Consider the following 26,057-nt stretch of genomic DNA (forward strand, 5'->3'; position numbering starts at 1 on the left):
ACGAAAATAGTGGCAAGCAGGTGATATGCCTTACCAATTGTAGCCATCAATGCACTAACTTCAAGTTGTGCAGCGATGGCTTTTTACTGCACCAACAAGCCCAACGCTTCAAACAAATTAAAGGCAAAAACGTTACTGCCCCACAAACAACATAAAATGATAGAATCTACACCTGTGGGGACTACCGCTTGCAAGGTAGTAGCCAACGAAGAGATTACCGACAACGTTCACTACCTAACCTTCGAACGCCCCTACGATTTTGAGGCGGGACAGCTGCTGTCGCTTACCCTAAATGCCAATATACCTCCACGCCTATACAGCATTGCCTCTGGCACCAACAACGATTGCATAAGCATACTATTTGACGTAAAACCCGAAGGTACGCTAACGCCCCTACTAGCCAAGCTGGCTGCTGGCGACTTTGTATTTATATCGCCACCATACGGCAGTTTTTTGGGTAGTAACGAACCAGCAGTATGGATTGCCACCGGAACCGGCATTGCACCATTTATTTCGATGGCCCAATCGGGATTAGGGGATAATAAAACGCTTATCCATGGTGCAAGAACCATCAACGAGTTCTACTTTGCACATTTTTTCGAGGCAATAAAGGGGCTAACGTACATACGCTGCGCATCGAAAGGCTCCTACAGTAACACCTACAACGGAAGGCTTACCGCTTACCTACGCGAAACCTCATCCCTACCATTAAACGAAAAATACTACCTTTGCGGCAACCCGCTTATGGTTAACGAGGTTAGGGATTTGCTCATCGAAAGAGGCATTCCCTTCGACAATATTCTTTCGGAGATTTTTTTCTAATGACTACGGATATAAACAAGCCCTGGCTTTACGGTAAAACGCTCGCAGAACTCAAGGAGGTCGCAACCTCTCTTGGTCTACCCGGCTTTACTGCTAAGCAAATTGCCGACTGGCTCTACAAGAAGAACGCAACCAACATCGACCAGTTTACCAACCTATCGATTAAGGCACGTGAGGTGCTTAAGGCAGAATATCAGGTTGGATACATTGCCCATACCGATGTACAAACATCAATAGATGGCACTAAGAAGTACCTATTCCCCACTGTTGGCGGAAAGTTTATAGAAAGCGCCTACATCCCCGATAGGGATAGGGCAACGCTATGCGTATCGTCGCAAAGCGGATGCAAGATGGGCTGCCTCTTCTGCATGACCGCAAAGCAAGGCTTTCAGTCGCACCTGTCGGCCGGAGAAATACTGAACCAAGTAAGAGCAATTCCCGAGTTCGAGAAGCTAACCAACCTCGTTTACATGGGGATGGGCGAGCCTATGGATAACCTTAAGAATGTGCTTGCCAGCCTCGACATACTTACCTCCGACTACGGTTACGGCTGGAGTCCAACCCGAATAACGGTATCCACCATCGGGGTTATTCCGGCCATGAGGGAGTTTTTGGAAAAGAGCAAGTGCCATTTGGCCATCAGCCTTCACACCCCTTTCGACGAGGAGCGCCGTAAGCTAATGCCCATCCAGAACGTTTATAAGATTCGCGACGTAGCAGAGGAGCTAAAACAGTGGGACTTCACCAAGCAGCGCCGCGTAAGCTTCGAGTACATCATGTTTAAGGATCTGAACGATACGCCAGCCCATGTTAAGGAGCTGGTAAGGCTACTAAACGGAATAAAATGCCGTATCAACCTTATCCGCTTCCATCCTATCCCCGGCACTCCACTACTAGGATCGGACGAGCAAACCGTACAGGGCTTTAAGGAGGCGCTAAACGCAAAAGGCGTGGTAACTACGGTTCGTGCTTCGCGCGGACAGGATATCTACGCAGCTTGCGGGCTGCTTTCGACCAAGGAACTCAATAAGAAGGAAGAAGAAACCGACTTTTAGCATAGCCAACCCCATAAAGAAAAGCATCGCAGAAATATTCTACGATGCTTTTTTCTATTTTGGTATTACACCTTTCATCTACTGCCTATTCAGCACCAAGTACGACTGTTGAACGGCCAGCGTATCGCCATCATTCAACTTTTTAGAGGCATCGCTAACCAGCAGATTATTGAACTGCTGCATCTCCCTCATCTTTATCACAAGCTTATTGGCACCTACGCTAACGTAAAGATACGAGAGCATTGGAAAACGAATTGCATCGCCGCTCTTGTTCGCATATAGGCAATGCTTAAACTCGGTTTTGCTAGTAAACCCCGTAGTAAAAGGCACCATCGTTGTTACTGCGCTAAGCGGAGCATATACTACCAGCTTATCAAAGAACGATTCCTCCTCGGTGTTCATCCGTACGCTTGGTGTATACGCCTGCAGGTAAATATCGCTACCCTTTACTATAACGCTTCGTGCTTCGTAGCCCTGCGCTTCGGTAACCTGCGCACTGTTGCCGGCCAAGAAGTCGATCTTGAGCCGACCCTCTGCTTTTTGGTTGCCATCGGAAGAAAAAAGTGAAGCGGTGCGCTGATATCGCTTAACGAAGCTGCTCACAATGGCAGCATCGGTCACCTCGCCCTTAGAGGTATAGAGCTTAACCGGAGAAACCTCCAGCACCTTAGAGTTGTAGGTTCCCGAATATTGCGTTGTCGAATCCTTTTCGCAGGATTGTAGCAGAACAGCAGCAGCGATAATGGTTAAGATTCTCTTCATAGGTAGTGGTTTTCGTTGTTGTAAGTATAAAACTACAAGGCTAATATACAAAAATCGCACAACCCAAGCCTACTACTACCATTCCTCCCCATGAAATAACAACCTTGTCCTCTGAATGCCTTTTCGCCTAACCCCAAAAAGGATCCCTTAATTAATTTTTTACATTTGAGGGAAAATAAAAACCCCAACCCTAATGGATATCTACCAAATAGTCTCCTTTCTTGCCGCATCGGTGCTGCTAACGCTTCTGCCCGGCCCCGATATCCTTTTTGTGGTGGCACAAAGCATTACCAGCGGCTGGCGTAGCGGAGTAGCGGTAGCTGTAGGATTATGCTCGGGGTTAATCATTCATACCTCGCTGGTGGCCTTTGGCGTTGCCGCCCTATTAGCCAAAATACCAATTGCACTAACAGGCATTAAGGCCTTTGGCGCACTTTACCTGCTCTACCTAGCCTACATGTCGTGGGGCGAGGCGGGTTTGGCGCTGGCAAAGACAGGAGGAAAGCAGCGCTACTCCAAGCTGCTAAAGATTGGGTTTGTGATGAACGTGCTTAACCCAAAGGTGCTGCTCTTCTACCTTGCCTTTCTGCCCCAGTTTGTGGTTGCAGGAGGTAACACGGCACTGCAGGTTTTTACCCTAGGCGGAATCTTCTTTATTCAAGCAATAGTAATCTTCTCTATCGTTGCCTTCTTTGCAGGCTTGCTCAACCGATTTGTGGAGCAATCGCCCGTTGGCCGTTATATCGGCAAGATTAAGAGCATAATATTTGTACTTATTGCGGTTAACCTGTTTTGGCTATAAGAAAAGCGGGATTATCCGAGTAGGTATTTCGATTTTGGCAGCTGGGAAAGCATCCAAACCGTTCATTTATCCCAATTAAAACGGTTTGAAGCCTCTGTGTATTAGCTAAAAATTATCCAGCAAAGGGTGGGGTAATGTTTACAGACGCAAAATCAGCTAAAGTATATAAGTAAATCACGAATAAATACTTTAAAATGACAGGATATTCGTTTGATTAGATTGCAATGTATAAGGATCTTACGGTTGTATAATAAAATAGATCAAAATAGCAACGTAATATTACGTACCGAAAATTACTTAATCGACTGTAGATGCCCCCAGCTACATTTGCAGCCTAATTAAGCCAGTTAGAATTTCAATAATTCCCAACTTTTTTAAAATTCCCTTTTTAAAACCAACAGTCAAATAAGAAAAGCACCTCGTGAGAGATGCTTTTTTCTTTTTTTAATTCTTTAGTTCGATTCTAACTGTGGTGCCTTGGCCTAATACGCTCTCTACAGAGATACGTCCATCATGCCTTTCGACAAAATGGTTGCAGATTAGCAGCCCAATTCCGGTAGTCGATTTACCATCGGGGCTGGTTCGTGGCTTTTTGGGGTTAATTTCCAACAGATGCGGAATGATGCTCGCTTCAATACCCACACCATTGTCGGAAACGGCAATAACAGTCGTATCGGCCTTTACTTCCGCACTTATGCCAACAACCCCACCGTTATGGCTGTACTTTATGGAGTTTGATACCAGATTTCGGATTACCGTTTTGAGCATGTTTCGATCGGCAAATATCTCAATATCCCCGCTTACCTCATTGGCAAGGGTAATTCCCTTGATTTGAGATGCTATAACAAGCTGCTTCTCGACATCGGAGCAAAGGCGCCTTAGGTTAAAGTAGGAAGGCTGGTAGTCGAAGCCTTCGATTACGCTTTTAGTCCACGAAACCAGGTTGTCGAGCAGGTTTAGACCCTCTTCGGCCAAACAGGTTATGTCTTTAAGGAACATGGCCGTTTTAGTGTCGTTCTGCTTTTCTACATGCCCGATAAGGTTTTCTGATATAAGCTTAGTCGTTAAAAATGGATTCCTTAGGTCGTGACCAATAATGGAGTAGAACTTATCCATGTTATTCTTCACCTTTTTGCTCTGAATGAGCTGGCTCTTCAGCTCGGCCTCCCTCCTCTTCCTTTTGGTTATATCATTTATAGTAGCCGTAAACGAAGAGAATGTTCCATCCGAACGCCTTACCCCAGACACTAGCACCTCCACCCAAATGGTCGTCCCATCTTTTCTATATATCTCTACATCTTCTTCGTAGTAGGATTCCGTTCCTTGCTTAAACTCCGAGAATCGGGCAAGAGAATCGGCTCTGTGCTCGGGAGTAATAATCTCAGGAATATAGGTTCCGATTAGCTCTGAGGGATCGTACTGGAGGAGCGAGGCAAACTGTGCATTAACATAGGTAAACTCCATATCCTCGTTTATCCTTACAATAGACACCTTTGCCGTTTCGATGATAGACTGAGGCATTTCACCCTCAATATCGAGCAGCATAAGCTCCCGCTTAAATCCGTTTACCTTCCGATGCTCAACGACAATGCTACTTATTTCGTTGTTTTGTACCAACGGCAAGGAAAAACGTTCGAACATCTCATCGTTCTCGAAGAAAATTTTTGGCTTTAGACTTCGAATATTCTGCTTGAAGAATGCCCTAAACTCCGAGGCTCTGGGATGTGCGGACAGGTTAAACAGAACACCGTTGCAGGGGTTTCCTTTTTTAAAGCCCTTTCCTTCGAACCACTGAATGGCAAGATCGTTGGCAAATGTAACCTCAAGATTTTTGTTTATGATGAAGAGCGAATGCCTCAGATTTCCGGCCAGCGCGTTGCATTGCTTTCGGAGTACGACATGCTCGTTATCATCAATACTCTTATCGGTGATATCAATCCCTACGGAGAAGAAATGATCCTTTCCGTTTTTGGGAGCTGCCTGTGCGTGCATCCAAAAGGCCAACCGATCCTTACTCTTAACCTTAAAATGGCTTTCGGAAATGGAGTATCCTCCCTCGCTTTTAAGCTTTCTGGATTGTTGATCTATCCGATTTGTTACATGTTCGGGCATAAGCTCTCGAAACGTACGACCAACCAGCTTTTCGGAATCTAGCCCAACAAACTGCCTCAGAGACTTATTAACGTAACCGATTTTCCCCTCTTCATTCCATTCTAAAAACATAAATGGAGCATTGTCTATGATATGCGAAAGGGGAATATCTTCTTTGGATGAATTGCTTGCTTTTACCTCTGTAATACCATGTAGGGTAAATATGTAGGAGCCATGCTTACCATACTTACCATCGGTAGATCTTACCTTAACCTCCAATGCAGCACCTCTACCGGCTATTCGAACCTCTATCCTATCGTGCCAAACCTCTCCGGCAGCCATTGTACGCTGCCAGCTACGTATTTTTTCTTTCGAGATGGATATATTTTTTGAGAAAAATGGCCCATCAACACCCATCGTGCTATAGTACTGGTTTAGGATAGATTTAGCCGTCGGGTTTTGGAAGGTAATCCGATTTTGGTAAACAACGAGAATGCCCGTATCTACCATGTCGGCGATTTGCAGCATTACATTCTCATTAATCATTGCTCACTCCGGAATTAGTACGATTCGAAAGCTGCAAGTATAGAAATTATTTTCATAAAAATCGGCGTACTTGGCATTAACTTATTCATCCATTAATCTATATTTGAGGCTTAAAATCAAGAGGGGAGTGTATATGAGCAGAACCAAGGTTAGCATACTGCTTGTCGATGATCATCCTATTTTTGCCGAGGCCTTAAAGCTGCTCCTAACCACAAGAAACGACTACGAGGTGATTGGAACATGCCTAAACGGGCGTGAGATGCTTGATTTCTTGACAAATAATCGGCCCGACATAGCTCTAGTCGACATAAACATGCCTGTTATAAATGGCGAAGAAGCTATTACCAAGGCGCTAGAGCTACAGCCCGATCTGCACATAATTGTTTTGACATCCGAAGGGAAAAGTGCTACTTTAGAAAGAGTAATACACTCGGGGGTAAAAGGTTTTGTATCGAAGAGCAGCTGTCAATCCGAGCTTATTGATGCCATAGAAACCGTGTACGAGGGAGGTGTCCACTTTTCGCAGGACATCTTCGACCTTTTGATAACCAGTATGCGGCAGCCCGAGAAAAATAGATCGATAGCAGACATCTTTACCATACGCGAGAAGGAGATTATCCGGCTTCTATGCCAAGGAAAAACATCGAAGGAGATTGCGCAGGAGCTGAGTATAAATCACCGAACGGTAGAAACCCATAAGGCAAAGATCTTCGAGAAAACGGGGGTTAACAATACGATTAGCCTGGTGGTGTGCGCCATTAAGGACAACCTTATCGAGATCTTCTAGCCGCGATAGTACCGTGCTATTCGGATAGGAGTACCTACATATGCTGCTACTTTGTACCAAAGAAGCACCTTGTTGGCTTATCCCGATGGCAATAAGATGAAAGCCTTGCTGCTGAGCATATGCGCTAAGGCATAAAACAACATATTCCATCCGAAGCAGTAATTTGCTTCCGCATCTATTCCCGTCTAGCTTATTTCAAAATATAGGAGATACCAATTCCTCGTCATACGGTATTCTAATCGTCTCTTGTCCATTCTCTCCAAGCTCTTATAGGCTAGGGCATACTATTACGCCCTTTCAGGGCTTCCTCTTTTTCCATAACCATCCATTTTTACGCCGTCGCGCCGCCATGCAGCACGAGCAGCGCTATGCTACAAGGATTATGCCCTTTAGCCGAAGGGCTAAAGCAGAATTCTAACGAGTAAACTACCAATAGCTGCATGTTGTCCTCCCACTTAGGCTACGCTCAGCGATCGGCAGGGAGTAGGGGCGTACTTTTCGTTAGCTCCATTAGCTTCGAAGCGCATAAATAGGGTTTCGACAGAAGTCTACGGAGCTTCTACGATGCTTTACACCCTTTCGAGGAACGTTTACGGAGCTTCGAGAGATCTTTACGCCCTTTCGAAGATGGTCAACACCTTTCAAAATATAGCTTACGCCATTCTGACGATGGTCTGCGCCATTCTGAATATAGTTTACGCCATTCTGAAAATGGTTTACGAGCTCGTAAACCATTTTCAGAAGCTCGTAAACCTTCTTCAGAATGGCGTAAACTTCTCTCTAAAGCCCGTAAGCTACTTTCGAAGCTCCGAAAACCTTTCTCGAAGCTCCGTAAAGCATTGTCGAAATAGCCGAAACCATTATCGAAGCTTCGTAAGCTTCTCTCGAAATGGCGTTGACCATATTCGAAGGGCATTTCTTAGGCATTAGAGCTCTAACAGTAGCTTTACAGGGGGAGCGGAAGCGGTAAAAAGTCTAGGAATTTCACATTTAAAAAATTCAACTCCCACAAACGAGGCAGATGTTAATGAATCAGCATGTCGCTGCATAAAACATGTCCCCCGCTGGCAGTGGCAGGGGGTGGGAAATGCGCCTTAAATGGTAAGTATACGGCACATATAGTGACTATACGCTACCTAAACTCCAACCCCTTACCCCCGCCAGCAGGGGACAACCTTCGAAATGGAGTCCGTCTAACTTTTAAATGCAAAATCCGCGGTATAAAGCCACCATAAAGTGCTTTACTGGAATAGATTAATCGCAAAAACAGGTATGCTACACCATAAAAAACAGCCCCTACAGCTATTTGTAGACGCGATTAACTTTTTTAGCTTTATGTACGCTAAATTTTTTCAATGTAAGCTATTGACATGTTGGTAAGATTCTTCATAACTTGAATGCAGATTTACAGATAAGTCGTTATGTATAAGCATAGCGCATCTGTGAGCCTACTGAACCCCCCAACTATTTGGGGTAATTGAGAACAGAATATAAATCAAAACCAACAGCCCATGAGTAAAGAACTTTTAAGATGCTACACTATGCCGGACACTGAAATGCTAACCGAAGCAAAAACCAAGCTCGAGCTTGCCAAGCAGGATATTGCCGAGCTACAGTCCGTAGAACCCTCCCTAACCGTAGTCGATATTGATGCCAATATCGCTGAGGTTGAAGAATGCTTAAACGACTACTCTAGCCTAGAGAGCAGAGGTAACATTACTATTGCTACGCAAGATCTTATGGATATCATGCAGGAATGCAGGGAAGAGGTGCAATTTTTCTTTTTCCACTGCGAAAGAGCGCTATCCGATAGGTCTACGGCATCTATTGCGTTTGGACGTAAGGGAGTAGAAAAGGCCAGAACCAACTCCGAGAAGATGGTAAGCCTTTTAAACCAAATTATCACCAACTACAGTAAGCCCGAATACGAGGCGAAGCTGAATGCACGGCTTCCTAATGGTTATAAGACGAAGCTGGTAGATATAAAGACACGGTTAACTAATGCAATTGCGGTTCAAGCGATGGCAAAGGCAAGTCGGCCAGCCGACACCGAGGTTCGTATTGCTAAGTACAATGCTGTTTACACCTTTACCCGTAATGTATGCGAGGCCGGTAAGGTTGCCTTCCGTGGTAGCTACGCCAAGCAGCAGCAGTACACCATGTACGATACGCCAGCGCCCAAAAAGGATAGCAACACCGCTTTTAAGAATACGGAACTTCCTACACAGGAGGAAGGACAGGCTTAAAAGATAAAGATGCCATAAGCAAGATTTTATTTCTTAACTAACCCCCAATACCGAGCGTTCTTGGTGTTGGGGGTTGCTTTTGCAAAGGCATAGAAAACTCGTTAGATAGGTAAATATTTAACCTTTAGAGTACAACCATAAGATATTTTAGCTACATTTCGAGCATCTATTTTTAAATCGTAAACCTAGGATAAGTATAGAGGTAGAAAAACACTTCTTGTGCGCCCTGTTTCGGGGGTGCTGGGTTTGCGGGAATAGATAGGAAAGGTCTAACAATAATTAGATATACCCACCCAAAACTGGAAGAATATGTTTGATAAAGTCAGACATATAAATGAGTTTACCAACAATGATAAAATAGATACAGACCCCCTATGATACAATCAATTGAAATAGAAAGAAAAGAAGACGGCCCACGTTCAATAGCCGACAAAATAATAAAACGACTTCACGACTTAGAAATGACCGTGGAGAATAACCACGGACGTTGGGCATGGGAGTTACTGCAAAACGCAAAAGACAGCATTGCAGATAATGACAGAAAAGTTTCCGTAGAAATAGAATTAAGTAGAGATAGTGTTGTTTTTAGGCATAATGGATCTCACTTTACGCAAAAAGATATTAGGGGGCTAATTAATCAGATTTCATCTAAAGAAGTTGAAGAAGGGCAAGAGAGCAGTAGAACAGGAAAATTTGGTACAGGTTTTCTTACTACTCACCTGCTTTCAAAAATTGTAGAAGTTGAAGGTATTGTTAAGACCGTTGACGAAGAATACTATCGCTTTTCTTTCCAGATGGACAGAAATGGCAATACTACAGGACAACTTGTTCCAAAAATTGAAAACGCTTGGACTGCATTTCATGAATCAACTGAGGATAATAAGATTGACGAATATGATGAAGATGATTTTAACACCTCTTTTACTTATAATCTTGTAACAAAGGAGCAAAAAGATATTGCAAGAATAGGCGTTAATGAATTAACTGAACTAATTCCATTTGTATTGGCTTTTATTCCAGTCATTGATTCAGTAAATATTATTGACAGTATTAACAACAAGACTACAAAATTTGAAAATAGCGAGATAATTGAAGATGATGTTTTGTTGACTATTATTAAAACTGAAAACAAAAAGAAGATTAAAATTAAAATTCTTTTTGCCGAAGATAACAATGTTGCAATTGCTTCAATTGTTGAAGAAACCAAGGATGGTTATGCGATAAAAAGTTTAAATGACTACCCAAAGTTATTTTGCGATTTTCCTCTAATTGGCACTGAAGATTTTCATTTTCCTGTAATTGTAAATAGTTTTTACTTCAATCCTCTAATTGAAAGAGATGGAGTTTGGCTTAAAGGTGACGACAAACAAGAAGTTGATGAGAATAGAGAAATAATTGAAAAAGCAGTTAAACTTTACGGCCAACTTGTTGAAAGAATTACTGACCTTAACTTTTATGACTACTACAATATTTGTCTGAACAAAACTCCAAACACAAATCATAAATATTTTGACGAGAAGTGGTATCAAAACAATGTTCAGAAAGTTTTAAGAGAAGTAATTACCAATTCAAAAGTTATAGAAACAGAAGATGACAAAGTTCTTTTTAGCGATGTAAGTTTCCCGGATCCAGACTTGAAGAAGGAAGATAGAGAAAAAATTTGGCAATTCTCGTCTGACTTAAAGGCTAAAATACTTCCAGCAAAGAAACATATCCATAAATGGGCAGACCTCATATGGAATGATTGTTCTATAATTGATTTCGAGAACATTGCAACTGATTTGAGCGAAATAAATAACATTACAGACCTTCAAAATTGTTTAAGACTAAATATTGAGAATACAATTAAATGGCTTCAAAGTATTTATGATTTTCTAATTGGAAATAAATGTACTGAATTATTTAATGAATTAGAAATTGTACCTAATCGATTAGGTGCATTTCAAAAAGTAAATGAAGTTATAAATAAGAGATATGATAGTTTACGTAAACAATGGATAACAAACAAACAACTTATCCCTAATTTATATTTAGACGAACTTAATGACGATATTTTACTTGATATTTTTGCTTTAATCGGGTTAGAAGATTGGCGAGAATATTTAGTTTATGAAGGTATTGATATTTCTGCATTAACATCAGCAAAAATTGACATACAAAATATTTCAAGTGATATTACACTAGGATTAAAGGAAAAGAAAGTTTACGATGAAAACACAATTAAAGCAGTAAGACTTTTATCAGAATGGTTTGACAATAACGAAGATATTGGCAAAAAACACTTTCAAGAATTATATAAAAATAGAGCGAAGTTATTTTTAGACACAATAGATGATAAAGATAGTTTATATCGAATTATGAAAAGTAATATTTCTTTATCAAAATTATCAGAAATCACTCTAACTATTGAAAATGACCCCGAAATACTTAACCTTATTGCTAAACGAAAAAAAGAGATAGAAGAAGAAAAAGACCGAAACGAAGTAGGTGAAAAAGTAGAAAATATTTTAGCTGAGACATTACAAAAGCATGGATTTGAAGTTAAAAAAGAAATTTTTGGAAAAGATTTAATCATTACACTTAAAAAGAAAAACATTAGATATGCTATTGAAGTAAAATCTACATCGAGATCATCATATGTTTCAATGACCTCATACCAAGCTGAAACTGCAGTTACTGAAGCAGACAATTATGCTTTATGTGTTGTTCAAAAAAATGGTTCTGTATTAAATACTGACTATATTAGAAAGAATTCTAAATTTGTTACCAACATTGGTGAAAAACTTAAAATGAAATTTGACGAAGTTTCAGAATTTGAAACTAATAAAATGGGAATTGCAAATACCAATGATGATATTGATTTGTATTACGAAAATGATTTAATTTACAAATATAAAATCAGCAACAACATTTGGTCAAAAGGAAAGATTTTTGGGGATTTTATAGATCATATCAATAAAATATAATTGAATACAAAATAAAAATGCAAGCAATACTCTGTAAATATTATTGCTTATTAAAACATATTTATGGATAGTCAAGACACTACCTTTGCACTCTTAGGCACGAACGAGGATCAAATTTTTTTTAACGAAATATTTTAGATAATGTCTCGTAAGTTTATTAACAAAAATACGTGTGAATATGGAAGATTTTGACGATTATGAGGAAAACCATAATTATCATGATAATTATGACGAAGACAACGAAGACTATTATAACAATGATTATCAATACGATTCGAGTATTGATAATGGTTGTGGTGAAGGGTATTCTTGTAGTGAATGTACAAATGCTGGTTGTTCAGCGCATCCTCTAAATTAGTAGTTCATCCTTTGCTAAGCATAGATTATAAGCACAAAGCTCGGCATAGTCTGTAACTATGTCGGATATAATTAGCGGTTTTAAACCGCCATAAAAAGAATAATAGGTTAGGCTGTGGCATCTACTAAAGGCTAATAAGCGTACAATAATAGAATTGAAGAAGGGAAGAGCCTTCACCAAATAAAGGAATCCTCGGAAGATCGAGGCGCGAAAGAACGAAAACACTCCTATATTTACCGCATAGTAGAACCACGCCAAAAAACACTTTTAATGAAGGCAATACCATTAATCCTCTTCTTCCTTTTACTATCCTCCACCCTATCGGCCCAGCTAATTGCAGTAGAAGAGGGTGAAGTTCTAACTATACGCCAGAAAGGCAAGGTTTTCGCGCTGGTTGATAGCAAAGGAAAAGCAAAGCTTACAGGATTTCAGAGCATCACGAAATGCCCATTTGGCGACTTCTACCTTGTAAGAAAGAACCATCGGCAGGGATTGGTATCGCGCACAGGCATCGAGATTATACCTGCGGAATACGATGAGATCGAACGGGCCTACAACAGCTTTATATACGTAAAGAAAGAAGGGAAAATAGGCGTATACAGCTACTCTGGCAAGCAAATAGTAACGCCAACGTTTGATGGAATAGACTTCACCTACAAGGTTGGTGCAGAGTTCTTGGTAAAAAAAGATGCGCTGTACGGCATTATCAACGATCAAGGAAAAGTGGTAGTACCGGTAGCCTACAATAGCATTAAGCAGGAGAGAGGAACGATAGTCCTAAAAAAAGGCGACCAAACCAGCTACCTCATAAAGACCAAAATAGTTAGCTACAACATTAGTACGAATAAAAATTTTCAGTCGGCTGGCGAATACCTGTCGGACTCAAAAAACTACTATATTGCAAATAACGGCTCGCAGGAAGGAGTGCTCGACGAGAATGGAGAGTACATAATACAGCCCGAATACGAGGAGATTATTCCCAAAAGAATGGGTAAAAGCAAGCATACACCCGACAACATTCTTCTGGTTAAGAAGAATAACCTATGGGGAATTATCGACCTCAAGAAAAATATTATCCTTCCGATTAAGTACCAGAGCATAGAAATCCTCAACACCGACTACGCGGTTGTTGGCATTAACAGCTCCAAGCATTTCCTCTGCTTTGCTACTAGCGAAACATCGAGCTACAGCTTCGACAAGTACTACTATAGCTCGGATGATTACATATTGGTATACAAAAACGAAAAGCAAAACTTGGCAGACGTCAGGAATGGCATGCAGCTCGTATTTCCCATTATGTACGATGATGTTATAGCCTACAAATCGGGCCTATTTAAGGTAAAGCAAAACAACAAAGAAGGGATAGTGGATAAAAGCAACAAAACTATTTTCCCCTTTACCTACGACCAAATCTCCCTATTCTGCGCCGATAAGGTAGCGGTTAAAAATGGCGATAAGTATGGAGTTGTATCCATCGATGGGACGGTGCTCGTACCATTAGATAGCAGGTATATTGTTGCATACGCCAATAGCTTTATCAGAAAAAAGGAGGGCAGCTTCGAAACCGAAGAGTACAACTGCGATTTAAAGCTGGTAGCACAGTAAGCGTGCGCCTACTAGCCATAGAATATGTTCGTCTGTGGCAAGAACCTCAGACGAGCCTATCCAAGTAGGCTATAGCCCATCGCCGTCAAGCTAAGCGGATGCATCGGATTGTATATTTTGAAAAAAAAGGATAGAGATCAAGGACCAGCGTATAGCTGAAGCCGTTTATCCCCTCTTGGGAGGGGTCAGGATGGGTTGGGACGTTATCACCCCCTGCCCTACCGCCTAAGCGGGAGAATAACGTGCTGCTATCGGGTGTTTATCTGTTGAATTAAGGCATAGCCTGACGGCTATGTGCTCAGAGCCAGCAATGATAGAATTGACGAAGGCAACAGCCTTCGCCTAACAAAAGGGATTACAAGGCTAGCGGTCGTAATGGAGTATTGTAGAATAGATGGAGCGTTGCGTGTTGCCTTTGGGATGTTACGAAAGCTAGGTGAAGAGCATAAGAGCCGAAAAGCAATCAACTTTATATAGCACATCATGGATAAGCGCACTATCTCAGAAACAATTATTGCGCTAGAGACTGCAGCTCTCGACGCATGGCACAATGGAAACCCTACCCCCTACCTCGAACTCTACTCGAAGGACTTTACCTATTTCGACCCCATCCAGGAAAGGCGTATAGACGGCTGGGATCGGATAAAGGAGCTGTATGAGGGCATGCGGGGAACGGTAAAGATGGATAAGTTCGAGATGATAAATCCCGTAGTGCAATCAACCGATACAATGGCCGTTCTCACCTACAACCTACACTCGTACTCGGGCGACATGATCTGGAAGGAGAACTGCACAGAGGTGTACAGGCTCGAAGAAAATAGCCAATGGAAAATTGTCCATAGCCATTGGTCGCTAACTAATGCTGCAATTAGCTAAAAGCACGCTGTTAGGCTGATGCTTCGGCCAATAGCCGTCAAGTTAAGGATGCTTGGTGTCTGTTTGGAAGAAATGAAGATAGGCATAAGGCATTAGAGCACGATTGAAGCTGTTTATTCCCCGTTTGGCTTAGGATCCAGCTCATAGCCGTCAAGCTAAGGTTGAGTTTAAAAGGACAAACGCTCAATAGCGGCTGATTATCCCCTCCTTGGGAGGGGTAGGGGTGGGTTACGAACGCGAAGCGGAGCAAAAATATTAATTTAAACAAACAAACCCACCCCCTGCCCCCTCCTTGGGAGGGGATAATCAGCCATGATTCTGCATTTAGGCTTTGAAAAAATAGTTCAGCTTGACGGCTATGAGGATCCAGCCTCAGTCGAATCTATTCTGTAGGCTATAGCCTGCAATGATAGAATTGACAAAGGCAACAGACTTCGCCTAACGAGGCAGGGAGTGGGTAATGACATCTAAACCCTCCCCTACCTCCCGCCTGAGCGGAAGAATAACGTGCTGCTATTGTGTGCTTAACCTTCTAAATTTAACCTTAGCATGACAGCATTGGGCTAAGCATATTGACATCAACCGCTACTATAATTTGCGACATTTAGTTAAACCATAATACGATTTGAAGATGATGCTACGCTACAAAACAGGCAAGCTTCCATTAAATTTCATAGCACTAGGAGTGATTCTACTCGCAGTTAGCATATGGCGAATAATGGTTTTAGATTGGAGTGGGATACCGTTTCTCGTTGTATCCATTGTGCTGCTCTTTATAGAGTCGGGAGTAGTTATAGATCCCGACAGTAGAAGAGTAAGAAGGTATATTGGCCTATTTACAGTAACCAAGGGCGAGTGGGAAGATGTAAGCTCGCTAATCAACCTTCAAATTATAAGGTCGAGAGAGTCACGAACCATGAACTTTATTTCCATAAGCAGAACGGAAACCAACGACACCTACAAGCTCTACATAAAGCTACCGAATAGGAGCATCGAACTTATGTCGGGCAAAAAGGAGGATATACAAAGTAGAGCCGAAGAAATAGCATCGGCTCTAAAAGCATCAGTAGTAAACAATGCCGGCTAAGTAACAGTTTTTTGGTTAAGGCAAGAGCCTCAACCGAAAAAAGGTACCGATTATAAAATGGCACTAGCTAGCTTATCTTATAATGCTATGAGAAAATACTTAATCGTAGTAGGGATTTTTGCTTGTTGTATGTGGTGTCAGCAATTAGCTGCCCAGCAAGCATACTCTAATGATGTCATTAACGGAATGATGCCGTACGCCAAAGGAGAGATAAAACAACGTTTTGCAATAGTTAATTCGTATGGTTTGAAAAATTATTCAGAATCCGAGTTAATAGCATGTAAAAATGCAGCAAAAAAAGTGGCCTCAAAGCTGTTAAAGTGGCTCAGCGACAATCCACCACAAGGATATGAGGCGCTAATCAACACTTTTATTGATATTCTACCCGACCATTCTTTTAAAAGTCCGTTAGATGATCCACATCCTAAGATATATGCAAAAATAGAGCTTCATTTTGCACCGTATGTTCATACTCCAAAGGGAAAGTTTGCCAACTACGAAGTGGCTACTTGGGTCACTGTTTTTCTTAACGGCATGGATGTAAATACACTTGGCAGTCCAATAGCTGGAAATATCTATGTTATTCCACGTAAAACAGCAGACTTCTTCGGGTTTGGCATATACCAGACTACAGGAGAGGAGGTAACGCTGATAAACCCAGATAATGCCAAAATATTCCATCCCGTTTCACAAGGGGTGTTCCTTAATGAAATGATAAAGGGGCAGAAACAAGAAAAAGAAAATGCGGGTATTTCCTCAGGTATCCCAACAAACGGAGAGCGGTTGAAGGAGATAGAACAAGCCTATAAAGAGATTCTGAAGGTAAATAAACAAACAGCAGAAGAGTTTAGAAGTAATGCACTGAAAGAGCTGCAGGGAGAATCTAATGCTGATATTCTGGATATGGAAAGCAAATTACAGGGAGAGCTTGATAAAATGTCATTGGCAGAACGCAAGAAGCCAGCATTTTATGCCGGAGACGGAGATATTGCCCCTAAAATGTTTGATCTGACAGGTAACTATTCAGGATTATGCCCAGAGGGTCATCAGGAAGGATGCGAGGCACTGGTTAGGGTTAACCCCGAGCTTATTGGTTTTTCGGCCTCAGGAAAGATTAAGCTAATGATAATTCATTGGAATTACATTCAGCTGACGGGAGAAAACAGAGATAAGCCCAGATTCTATGATCGCAAGAAAGAGTATGACAATGTCCATCAATGGAACATGGTGCGCTTGTATCAGGATAATGTATGGTTCTGATTTATACTAATTGTCAGACATCAATAACGTCATAGAGCGTTGCTTATGAGGACGGTGTCCTCGCTACACGACATTAGCAAAAAGAAGTAGAACCGTAGAAGAAGCATTCGATTATACAGTCAACTACTAGTAGTAAAACATCAACATCGGCAGCCAATGCCAGACCGATTTCGAGATAAATATCGCATACCTTCGGCCCGTTTGCAAAGCTGGGACTACGGATGGAATGCCTCCTACTTTATCACCATTTGTACTGCGAATAGAGAGCGCTATTTTGGAGAGATTGTTGCTGGTTTAGATAACGAACAACCTGCAATGCAGCTGTCGGAGGTAGGAATAATTGCCAAACGGAGCTGGTTGGAGATCCCTACCCATTTCCCGTTTGTGGTATTAGACGAATTCGGGGTAATGCCCAACCATGTGCATGGCATTATCATTATAAATAGGCAGGATGATCCCCGTTGAGACGCGATGAATCGCGTTTCTACAGATGAACAGCGAAACCGTGACAGGGAATAAAAACCACCATTAAACCCCAACAACAATATGAAATTCCCGAAACTAAGAAATATGTGTAGCAAAACACAAAAGCATCTATCAAAAGCAGTAAAGCTGGTTGGTATTGCAGGCGTAGGCGCCCTGCTTGCATTTACAAGCATCGACGGCAAAAATGGTAGCCCCAAAACCGAACAGCTAACGCTATCACTTATTAAGGATAGAAATTTCCTTAGCTCTACGAAACTAGCCCCCTCGAAGGAAAAGGAGAAGATTCTGATTGAGTCTTCAAAGATTCTTCGATTAGAAATCCATACGGTTACAGATGGTAAGCTCAAAGATTTTATACCCGATGATTTTAAAAACGTATATCCTATAGTAGATTTTATGCTAGCGGTAGACTCCCTAAATGGTCATGCAATTTATTTTAGGGGCGAGATATACCGCTTACTGAACGACAACGATCGATTTGTAGAATACTTTCAGCGTTACCTCGACATAGAAAGTACAACTAAATCGCACCTGCAAAAAGTAAAGAATGCCCAATTATGCTACGATACGCCGCATGGCTATTGCGAACAACGGACAGCATGGATATCGCAGCTTCTAGCAAGCTACTACTACAAAAAAGGGATCAGCGAACCGGAGGAAAGCAAAAAGCAAGAGGCTTTTTGCATTGCCACAAAGCATATTCAAAATGTAAGGATTCATTTCCCCGCTGGGTTTAACTCAAGCTCAGTTACCCAGTCAACATTAGAGCTAGAAAAGAATCTTAAAGAAAGAATTAGCAATTAGCAGCCGTAAAAGGACAAACAAATGGCTCTATGCGGGTTGTTGTGGGTAATAGAAATGGAGTTGCAGCTTGCTGGAGAAACCATTCAACCACTATGTGGTTGTTTATTCCCCTCGTCCTGTTTTCCCGAGTTTCACTCGGGGCTATTCACATTGAAGCCCTTACGGGCTTCTACCTGCAGTAACGCAGATTTGGTTCAATTTTTACCGTTGATTAATGCAACATAATGTCTACTGGGTAGTAATCCTGAAAGGATTGAATATAAATAGCCCCGCATGCAATGCGGGAAAAACACGAGCAGTACGGCGATAACCGCAAAGCGGTTGAATAGCGAGACAAAATAAGACCTACCCTCCCAAAACGTCATAGAACCAAACAAATTGAGATTAGAGTTCAACCCTCACGACGTTTAACTTAACAAGGCTTTTTACGGTCTCTAATACAGAAAAAGAAAAAACAGATCAAAAGAAGGCAGAGCCTACACCTACCTCTGCAAAACAATGGCATCTATACGATAAACGCCTACAAATTTATACATTTGCATACCATCAGTAGTTTACATGAGCAACACAGGATTTATAGATATTTATAAGGAACGTATACATCAGGCTATCGACTACATTTCGGAACATCTATCGGAAGAAATTCCACTAGAAAAGTTGGCCACGGTTGCCTGCTTCTCGCCCTTTCATTTTCATCGCATATTCTCCGCCGTTTTGGGAGAAACGCCTCGCGATTACATAGAGCGTTCGCGAATGGAGAAAGCAGCCAAACTTATTTGCCTTCAACAGAACATTGCCATCGCAAATATTGCCTCGGCATGTGGTTTTTCCTCGGCATCGTCGTTCTCTAGAACTTTCAAGAAGCACTATGGCATAGCACCAACGCTATACCTGCAAAAGCACAAGGAAGAGCACCATACGCTTAACGGGCAACAGCTCGTAACAAAATCGCAAAGTAGGCTACGCGACTTCTCGCTGGTCGAAATAAAGAGGCTGCCTGCATTTCATGTTGCCTACTCGCAGACCATCGAAAGCTATGCAACAGGAATTCCTAAGGCATGGAACAGGTTGTTCCAATTACTGCAGCCGAGAGGTTTAATTAGTAACGATGCTACCCTATTGGGAATCCCCTATAACAATCCGGGTATTACCCCGCGCGAAAAATGCCGCTACAGAGCCTGCATTACGGTTCCACAAGAGGTTGTTCTACCTCGTGGCGATGTAAAAACAGCTGATCTAAAGGAAGCGGTTTACGCCGTGTACCACTTTAAGGGTACGCGCGAGGATGTTTGGGAGGCTTACGCCTTCTTCTATGGAGAATGGCTTATGCAGAGCGGATATCTGCCCGACGAAAAACCGCTAATAGAGTTCTACCCACTTTCGCTAATGTCTGACTGCTCTCAAAACGACCTTACGTACGACATTGCCATTCCAGTTGTTCCGATTGGGAGCTACTAGATTTGCAGCATGCAAACAGCATAAACCTTTCAGGTTTTAAAAACCTGAAAGGTTTGGCTAATGCAAATAAAAGAGCGCTTCAAAAAGGTAGTATGAAAATTCTGAAATTAGTTCCAGAGCCTCCTATAAGGTAATTTCATAATCTTCGCGATACGCATATAGGAATACGTAATTCCAATTTTTGAATGCCCCCTACTCTTTTAGATGATATTATGCGACTTCGTATTCTTTAGCCATGGCAGGTTCCTTGAATCGGGCCTCAAACTTATCGCGAATCTCCTTTTCGTTAAGTCCTGCCATTGCAATAAAGCCGAACGCCAATGCTACAATACATAAGGCAATAAGCCATTGCGTTGACACATGAAGCAGGTTACCTAACACCGAGGTTGATACCACTCCACCCATAATCTGAAAGAATTCGAGGCTCGATATTAGGATACCCATCTGAGCGGCAGGGAAAAATGCCTGAGGCGCCATATTCATTGTAGGGAAGTTAAGTCCAATACCAAGCCCCACAAGCAGAATCCCCGAAATCAGCATTCCCATCGAAATACTTTCGCCATATACCAGCAAAGGAATAAGCCCCACTATAGAAATGCTGAAGTTTACCATTGCTTGCAACCTAAAACGCATCCACTTAGAGGCAATAAATCCACCGCTCATTCCACCAACCACAATGGCCAACGACATTGGCAGCATCACCATTCCCGAATACGCAGCACCCTTATGCTGTACTATCTGCAGCAGGAAAGGAACATATAGAATTAGGCCGAATAAGGCAACATATCCCATAGCAGCCGAAAACGAAGCTCTTCTAAAAACCTTATTCTTCAACATCTCAACGGGCAGCAATGGCGACTTCGAGTAGCGCTCTACCTTTATAAACCCTACCAACATCAGCAACGAAAATACAATTAGTGAGATGGTGACGGGCGATGTCCAGGGCAACAGTTTACCTCCTTCGGTAAAGCAAAACAGGAATGGAAACAGGGCAAGCAAAAACAGCGTAATACCATTAAAATCGATCTCGTTGCTGCTGCCTGGATGCTTGATAAGCGGTAGCTGTTTTTTCAGCAATAGGAAAGATAGCAGCCCAACAGGAATGTTAAGGTAAAAAATCCAGTGCCACGAGAAGTAGTCGGTTATTAGACCGCCAGCTACAGGCCCAAGTAAGCTGGCCAAGCCATGCATAGATACTAGCATGCCAATATACTTGCCTCGCACCTGAGGAGGAAACAGCTCGGCACAAATAATAAATGCGCTCGATGCCAAAACGCCACCACACGCTCCCTGCAATCCACGAAAAAGTATTAGCATTGGCATGTTAACCGACAATCCGCAAAGCGCCGATGTTAGCATAAACAACCCGATCCCCCAAAGAGCAACAACTTTTCGGCCAAACACATCCGAGAGCTTCCCCGCAATCGGAATTACTACGGTAGAAAAGAGTAAGTACGAGGTAAACGGTAAGGAGAAGTGGCGCAATCCCTGCAAATCGGCAATAATTTTGGGCATAGCAGTCCCAACAATCGAGTTGTCAAGGGCCGACAAGAACAGGCAAAGCATCAATCCAGCCATCGTTGCTGGAATGTTCCTGACAGAAATCTGAGAATCCATTTTATTCGATAATTATTACGCTGCAAATCTATTACCCAATAAAAATTTTGATTTACCGATTCTTGCTTTTTACTTTACAATTCTTGCTAAATGAAAAATATAGGCGGTTGAAATACCCATAAAATCAGCTATGGGCAGAAGCCCCCGATACGCTTGGTTTAGCAGGGCTTACAGCCTATTATTAATAGCACCATAGGCAACAATCAATAAAAGCGTAGTTAGAGCCTCTACTCTTAGCGCATAGCAGCATTAGTTAACCGAACCAACAAAACAAACCACCATAAAACTACAATCAATGAAGCTTAAGACATTTTCGTTAGTACTACTCCTGATGCTTTCGTACACGCTAGTAGCACAGGAGAAACAAGAGCTGAAGCGAAGCATTGGCTTTACCTTTTCGGCGATCGGCAGTAACGATGTCACCAACTCCGAAGGAGCCTCTCTACTAGGAGGAGAAAGCTATAGCGGCAAGCGCTTCTTCACGCTAGGCGTAAGCTATGTTCACCCCATCCTTTCGTGGATAGCAATCGAATCGGGGATAGAGTACTCCAAGCACACCATTACCGTCGAGCCAATGAAAATGCCCAACTTTCCCTACACCGCACCGTACGACAAATCCGTATCGCTGATAAACATTCCGATAACAGCAAGGGTAAGCTTCCTGAAGTACTTCTTTATTAACGGAGGATTGATACTAGACCTCGAAGCTGCGAATTCGAGCCCAATAGAAAGCCAAACAGGAGTAGGAACGCTGCTGGGCATTGGGGCAAAGTATAGCCTAAGCAACGGATTTGGAGCCTTTGTTAACGGGTACTACAAGGCACACACATTGGTACCCTTTTCGGCCAATAATGACGACTACAGGTGGAGGCTGATTGAGGGCGGATTAAGGATAGGCGTTACGTACAACTTCTAAAAGCAAACGGCATCTTGTAATGATGTTTGCACACATTGTCTGAATATCGGATTAAAGGATTATGCGGCAAGCCCTACTGCATAGCGAATTGTTACAGATTACTCAGTGCAAAATATGGGCATTCGTTATACTCCGCGATTCATCCGTTGAGAGATAGGGAAAGTAATGCCCCAATGGGAAAAGTAGCCAAGTAAGCGTAGCATTTCCCCGAAAGCTCCATATATTGCAGCAACCAAGGACGCATAGCGAATGAACTTTGTAGGACACATCTATCTATCGGGCGAGAATAAGAATATAGCCATTGGCAACTTTATTGGCGACTACGTAAAGGGGAAAGAGTACGAACGCTACCCCGAAGAGATCCAAAAGGGCATTCTTATCCATCGCGACATAGACTCGACCATGGATATCCACCCATCCTTTCTGGCAACACGAGAGCTGTTTAAGGAGAGCTACGGCCGCTACGCCGGAGTTGTTGTGGACATGGCCTTCGACCATATCCTTACCAAAAACTGGAACGACTGGCACGACATACCGCTAAAAAAGTTTACCCGAAGCTTTTACGGGCTGCTGCTCAAGAACTATAGAGTACTACCCTCGCAGGTAAAGGAGTTTCTCCCGTTTATGGTACGGAGCAACCGCCTCTACTCCTACTCCTCGCTTAATGGAATAGAAAAAGCGCTGTCGATAATGGCCAACTACACATCGCTACCTAGCAAGCCGACAGAGGCAGCCCTCGTCATACAAAGCAAGGAGGCCGAAATTACGCAACACTTCTACCAGCTGCTGGGCGACCTAGCGCTATACCTAAACAAGAAGTACCAGCTACCGATAAATGGCAAAGCCGCAATTCAAATAGCCAGGAAGTAGCCCCCAATAGCTGCAGCCGAAGCAAAATGTAGCTGCTGCGATAGGGTTTTTCGCCTTAGTCGCGTCATATGAGCGGCATTCGTACTGTAACAACAGCAATGCGAATGATAGAAAGGCGAAGATTACAGCTTCGTATGGCAAAGTGTCGAATTATCCGACGTCGATACATTACACTACAACTGAATAAAACTTTAACCATGAGTAAAAAAACATTCCTTTTCAAACTATTGATTGGACAAACGTCCCTAAAACAGAGCATAAAGGCGAAACGGGTGTTGCCTATTGGCAAACCATGCAATACGAAGGGCTCCGAATACGAATCGTTGAGTACTCGAAGGGCTATGTTGCCGACCACTGGTGCACAAAAGGGCATATCGTACACTGCCTGGAAGGAGAATTTGTAAGCGAACTTAAGGATGGCGAAAAGTTTACTCTGACAAAGGGCATGACCTATGTTGTTACAGACGAACTTAGCTCGCACCGCTCCACTACAGAGCAAGGCGTTAAGCTGCTGATTATTGATGGCGATTTTTTAAAGCTAAACGTCGACTAAGCGCTGCACGCTCTTCTTTCTAAGGCTTCTTAGCGCATAATTGAAGCTAGCTATCCCCTCCCAAGGAGGGGATTCGTTTGAAATGATCCTTAGTTTGACGGCTAAAACGTCTACCCTACTAGCAGCACCCGGATAGACTGCTCCATAATATATTCCAGATAAGCCAAACCGTGCATCCCAACCATAAAGGGAATCACAATTTTCAAATTATTTGTACCTTCCCCCGAATTATCTACCTAACCATATGAGACAAGCACCTTACACAACAAGATCGGCACAAGCTGAGGCTATCGAGCAGGGCATTTCCTTTCGCCTAACTACCAGCATTCACTTGAAATAAGCAAGTATCTGCCTAGCGCCACCAAGCGTTAAGCTAAGACCCGACGCTTTTTAGAAGCATCGAATCTAATGTTGCTAACACCTCTAATTTCAATACCAACACCAAAAATCACAACAATGAACAGGCTGATTCTTTTTCTCCTTCTTCTTCCTGTACAAATTCTGAATGCACAAGATAACCTATCGGCTCTTCTGCCGCTTCCAAACCATATAGAGCAGCGGCAGGGTAGCTATCATCTATCGAGCAACGTAAAGATTTCATCAAGCACTGCCGAACTGCAGTTTGCCACCGAACAGCTGCAACAGGTCTTCAAGCAGCGATTTGGCATCAACCTAAATACAGGAGAAAACGGGAAAATCCGCCTACTGCTTAATCCCAAAATTGAAGGAGACGAGCAGTACAGGCTTACGGTAAGCTCTAAAGGCGTAACCATAGAAGGCAAAACACCTGCAGGTGTACTGTATGGAGTAATGACGCTCGACCAAATACTTCTGGGGGATGTGGTAAGTACAAAGCAAGGTAAAATACAAGCCGTATTTATCGACGATAAGCCGGCATATGCCTTCCGCGCGTTAATGCTCGACCCCGCACGTAACTTTCTACCCGTAAACGATGTGAAGTTTTACATAGACCAAATGGCACGCTACAAGTATAACGTGCTGCAGTTCCATCTAACCGACGATCAGGGATGGCGTGTAGAGGTAAAAAACCACCCAAAGCTAACCCAGGTTGGAGCATTCCGAAATCCAAAAGGCGGCGTTAATTCACCCGACAACGGTTACTACACGCAGGAACAGCTAAAAGATTTGGTGCTGTATGCTAAGCAGCGCAACGTGGAGATTATTCCCGAGATGGATGTTCCTGGGCATACGGCAGCGCTGCTTGCAGCATATCCCGAACTTAGATGTGGTTTCCTCAAAGACTCCATATTCGACTTGAACAAGACTAACAACGTAATGCTTTCGGCAGCCAACCCAAAGGTTTACGAGGTACTGGACGATGTAATTCGCGAGATGTCAACCATATTTCCTTCCAAGAAGATACATTTGGGTGGCGACGAATCGGCAATAGAGAAGAACTGGGGAAAAAGCACCGAAGACCTGAGGCTAATGCAAGAGCATGGCTACACAAAACCCGAACAGTTGATGAATATCTTCTTCGGGAAGGTACTGGCATCAGCAAAGAAATACGGAATGCACGCCATTTTGTGGTGCGAGTTGGATAACATCCACATGCCCGCCAACGAATACCTGTTCGACTACTCCCAAGATGTAACGCTGGTTACATGGCGTTATGGTCTTACACCAAAGTGCATCGAGCTAACTGGAAAGAAGAAGAACTCGCTAATACTTGCCCCCGGCGAATATTGCTACTTCGACTATCCGCAGTACAAGAACGATCTGCCCGAGTACAACAACTGGGGTATGCCAACAACAACGCTCAAAAAGAGCTACGAGTTTAACCCAACCTACAACCTAGCTACTTCAGAAACCCAACACATCATAGGGGTAATGGGAACGCTATGGGGCGAGGCTATCAAAGATATTAACCGCGCTACATATATGACCTTTCCTCGCGGTTTGGCGCTAGCAGAAGCAGGCTGGACTCAGATGCCGCTCCGCAATTGGGATTCGTTCAAAAACAGGCTATACCCCAACCTGCTGGAACTTACCAAAAGAGGAGTTTCTGTAAGAATGCCGTTTGAAATATCCGCCAAGTAACGGACACTTTGGCTAAGGAGTATTGCTAA

Annotated in this window: 22 protein-coding genes; 19 read left to right on the forward strand and 3 right to left on the reverse strand. The window is 42.8% G+C overall.

What is annotated here, in order from left to right:
- The first annotated feature begins 156 nt into the window (after positions 1 to 156).
- The gene (locus CLV25_RS10155; RefSeq protein ID WP_131839539.1) at positions 157 to 822 is read left to right on the forward strand and encodes a ferredoxin--NADP reductase; all 666 of its coding nucleotides are present in this window, start codon (positions 157 to 159) and stop codon (positions 820 to 822) included.
- Positions 822 to 1,877, forward strand: coding sequence for a 23S rRNA (adenine(2503)-C(2))-methyltransferase RlmN (gene rlmN / locus CLV25_RS10160; protein WP_131839540.1), 1,056 nt, complete (start codon positions 822 to 824; stop codon positions 1,875 to 1,877). The genes CLV25_RS10155 and rlmN overlap by 1 nt, the downstream gene beginning before the upstream one ends.
- Positions 1,878 to 1,955: 78 nt before the next feature.
- Here the strand turns inward: rlmN and CLV25_RS10165 are convergent, their stop codons facing one another.
- Positions 1,956 to 2,639 carry a hypothetical protein gene (locus CLV25_RS10165; protein ID WP_131839541.1) on the reverse strand — a complete coding sequence of 228 codons (684 nt, stop codon included), beginning with the start codon at positions 2,637 to 2,639 and terminating at the stop codon, positions 1,956 to 1,958.
- 193 nt (positions 2,640 to 2,832) lie between these two features.
- Here CLV25_RS10165 and CLV25_RS10170 point away from each other — a divergent pair, with 193 nt between their 5' ends.
- Positions 2,833 to 3,441 (forward strand): LysE family translocator, encoded by a 609-nt coding sequence (locus CLV25_RS10170; protein ID WP_131839542.1) that lies wholly within the window; start codon positions 2,833 to 2,835, stop codon positions 3,439 to 3,441.
- Between the two features lie 444 nt (positions 3,442 to 3,885).
- On the opposite strand, the gene CLV25_RS10175 is transcribed toward CLV25_RS10170, so the two are convergent.
- Entirely contained in the window at positions 3,886 to 6,078 is a 2,193-nt protein-coding gene (locus CLV25_RS10175) for a PAS domain-containing protein (RefSeq protein ID WP_131839543.1), read from the reverse strand.
- 133 nt (positions 6,079 to 6,211) lie between these two features.
- On the opposite strand from CLV25_RS10175, the gene CLV25_RS10180 reads away from it, so the two are divergent.
- The 12 genes from CLV25_RS10180 (at position 6,212) to CLV25_RS10235 (ending at position 20,011) form a co-directional block, all read left to right on the forward strand.
- A complete protein-coding gene (locus tag CLV25_RS10180; RefSeq protein ID WP_131839544.1) occupies positions 6,212 to 6,865 on the forward strand; it encodes a response regulator transcription factor in 654 nt (217 codons plus the stop codon).
- Between the two features lie 564 nt (positions 6,866 to 7,429).
- On the forward strand, positions 7,430 to 7,795 hold the full coding sequence (locus tag CLV25_RS10185; RefSeq protein ID WP_131839545.1) for a hypothetical protein: 366 nt from the start codon (positions 7,430 to 7,432) through the stop codon (positions 7,793 to 7,795).
- A 581-nt stretch (positions 7,796 to 8,376) separates the two neighbouring features.
- On the forward strand, positions 8,377 to 9,111 hold the full coding sequence (locus CLV25_RS10190; protein ID WP_131839546.1) for a hypothetical protein: 735 nt from the start codon (positions 8,377 to 8,379) through the stop codon (positions 9,109 to 9,111).
- A 374-nt stretch (positions 9,112 to 9,485) separates the two neighbouring features.
- Positions 9,486 to 12,077 (forward strand): sacsin N-terminal ATP-binding-like domain-containing protein, encoded by a 2,592-nt coding sequence (locus CLV25_RS10195; RefSeq protein ID WP_131839547.1) that lies wholly within the window; start codon positions 9,486 to 9,488, stop codon positions 12,075 to 12,077.
- A 178-nt stretch (positions 12,078 to 12,255) separates the two neighbouring features.
- The gene (locus CLV25_RS10200; protein ID WP_131839548.1) at positions 12,256 to 12,435 is read left to right on the forward strand and encodes a hypothetical protein; all 180 of its coding nucleotides are present in this window, start codon (positions 12,256 to 12,258) and stop codon (positions 12,433 to 12,435) included.
- A gap of 270 nt (positions 12,436 to 12,705) precedes the next feature.
- On the forward strand, positions 12,706 to 14,040 hold the full coding sequence (locus CLV25_RS10205; protein ID WP_131839549.1) for a WG repeat-containing protein: 1,335 nt from the start codon (positions 12,706 to 12,708) through the stop codon (positions 14,038 to 14,040).
- Positions 14,041 to 14,523: 483 nt separating this feature from the next.
- A complete protein-coding gene (locus CLV25_RS10210) occupies positions 14,524 to 14,916 on the forward strand; it encodes a YybH family protein (protein ID WP_131839550.1) in 393 nt (130 codons plus the stop codon).
- A gap of 625 nt (positions 14,917 to 15,541) precedes the next feature.
- Positions 15,542 to 16,003, forward strand: coding sequence for a hypothetical protein (locus CLV25_RS10215; RefSeq protein WP_207895634.1), 462 nt, complete (start codon positions 15,542 to 15,544; stop codon positions 16,001 to 16,003).
- 87 nt (positions 16,004 to 16,090) lie between these two features.
- Positions 16,091 to 17,263 (forward strand): hypothetical protein, encoded by a 1,173-nt coding sequence (locus tag CLV25_RS10220; protein ID WP_131839552.1) that lies wholly within the window; start codon positions 16,091 to 16,093, stop codon positions 17,261 to 17,263.
- Between the two features lie 156 nt (positions 17,264 to 17,419).
- The gene (locus tag CLV25_RS10225) at positions 17,420 to 17,728 is read left to right on the forward strand and encodes a transposase (RefSeq protein WP_131839553.1); all 309 of its coding nucleotides are present in this window, start codon (positions 17,420 to 17,422) and stop codon (positions 17,726 to 17,728) included.
- 105 nt (positions 17,729 to 17,833) lie between these two features.
- Positions 17,834 to 18,553 (forward strand): hypothetical protein, encoded by a 720-nt coding sequence (locus CLV25_RS10230; RefSeq protein ID WP_131839554.1) that lies wholly within the window; start codon positions 17,834 to 17,836, stop codon positions 18,551 to 18,553.
- A 558-nt stretch (positions 18,554 to 19,111) separates the two neighbouring features.
- Positions 19,112 to 20,011: an AraC family transcriptional regulator gene (locus CLV25_RS10235; RefSeq protein ID WP_131839555.1), complete on the forward strand. Its 900-nt coding sequence runs from the start codon at positions 19,112 to 19,114 to the stop codon at positions 20,009 to 20,011.
- A 210-nt stretch (positions 20,012 to 20,221) separates the two neighbouring features.
- On the opposite strand, the gene CLV25_RS10240 is transcribed toward CLV25_RS10235, so the two are convergent.
- Positions 20,222 to 21,628: an MDR family MFS transporter gene (locus tag CLV25_RS10240; protein ID WP_131839556.1), complete on the reverse strand. Its 1,407-nt coding sequence runs from the start codon at positions 21,626 to 21,628 to the stop codon at positions 20,222 to 20,224.
- Positions 21,629 to 21,923: 295 nt separating this feature from the next.
- On the opposite strand from CLV25_RS10240, the gene CLV25_RS10245 reads away from it, so the two are divergent.
- The 4 genes from CLV25_RS10245 to CLV25_RS10260 all read left to right on the forward strand — a co-directional run bounded on the left by CLV25_RS10245 (position 21,924) and on the right by CLV25_RS10260 (position 26,028).
- Positions 21,924 to 22,544: a hypothetical protein gene (locus CLV25_RS10245; RefSeq protein WP_131839557.1), complete on the forward strand. Its 621-nt coding sequence runs from the start codon at positions 21,924 to 21,926 to the stop codon at positions 22,542 to 22,544.
- 249 nt (positions 22,545 to 22,793) lie between these two features.
- On the forward strand, positions 22,794 to 23,414 hold the full coding sequence (locus CLV25_RS10250) for an acyl carrier protein phosphodiesterase (protein ID WP_131839558.1): 621 nt from the start codon (positions 22,794 to 22,796) through the stop codon (positions 23,412 to 23,414).
- A gap of 211 nt (positions 23,415 to 23,625) precedes the next feature.
- Positions 23,626 to 23,967 (forward strand): DHCW motif cupin fold protein, encoded by a 342-nt coding sequence (locus CLV25_RS10255; RefSeq protein ID WP_131839559.1) that lies wholly within the window; start codon positions 23,626 to 23,628, stop codon positions 23,965 to 23,967.
- Positions 23,968 to 24,423: 456 nt separating this feature from the next.
- Positions 24,424 to 26,028: a beta-N-acetylhexosaminidase gene (locus CLV25_RS10260; RefSeq protein ID WP_131839560.1), complete on the forward strand. Its 1,605-nt coding sequence runs from the start codon at positions 24,424 to 24,426 to the stop codon at positions 26,026 to 26,028.
- The last annotated feature ends 29 nt before the right edge of the window (positions 26,029 to 26,057 follow it).

This window comes from Acetobacteroides hydrogenigenes, from assembly GCF_004340205.1.
In the GTDB taxonomy this organism is placed as follows: Bacteria; Bacteroidota; Bacteroidia; order Bacteroidales; family ZOR0009; genus Acetobacteroides; species Acetobacteroides hydrogenigenes.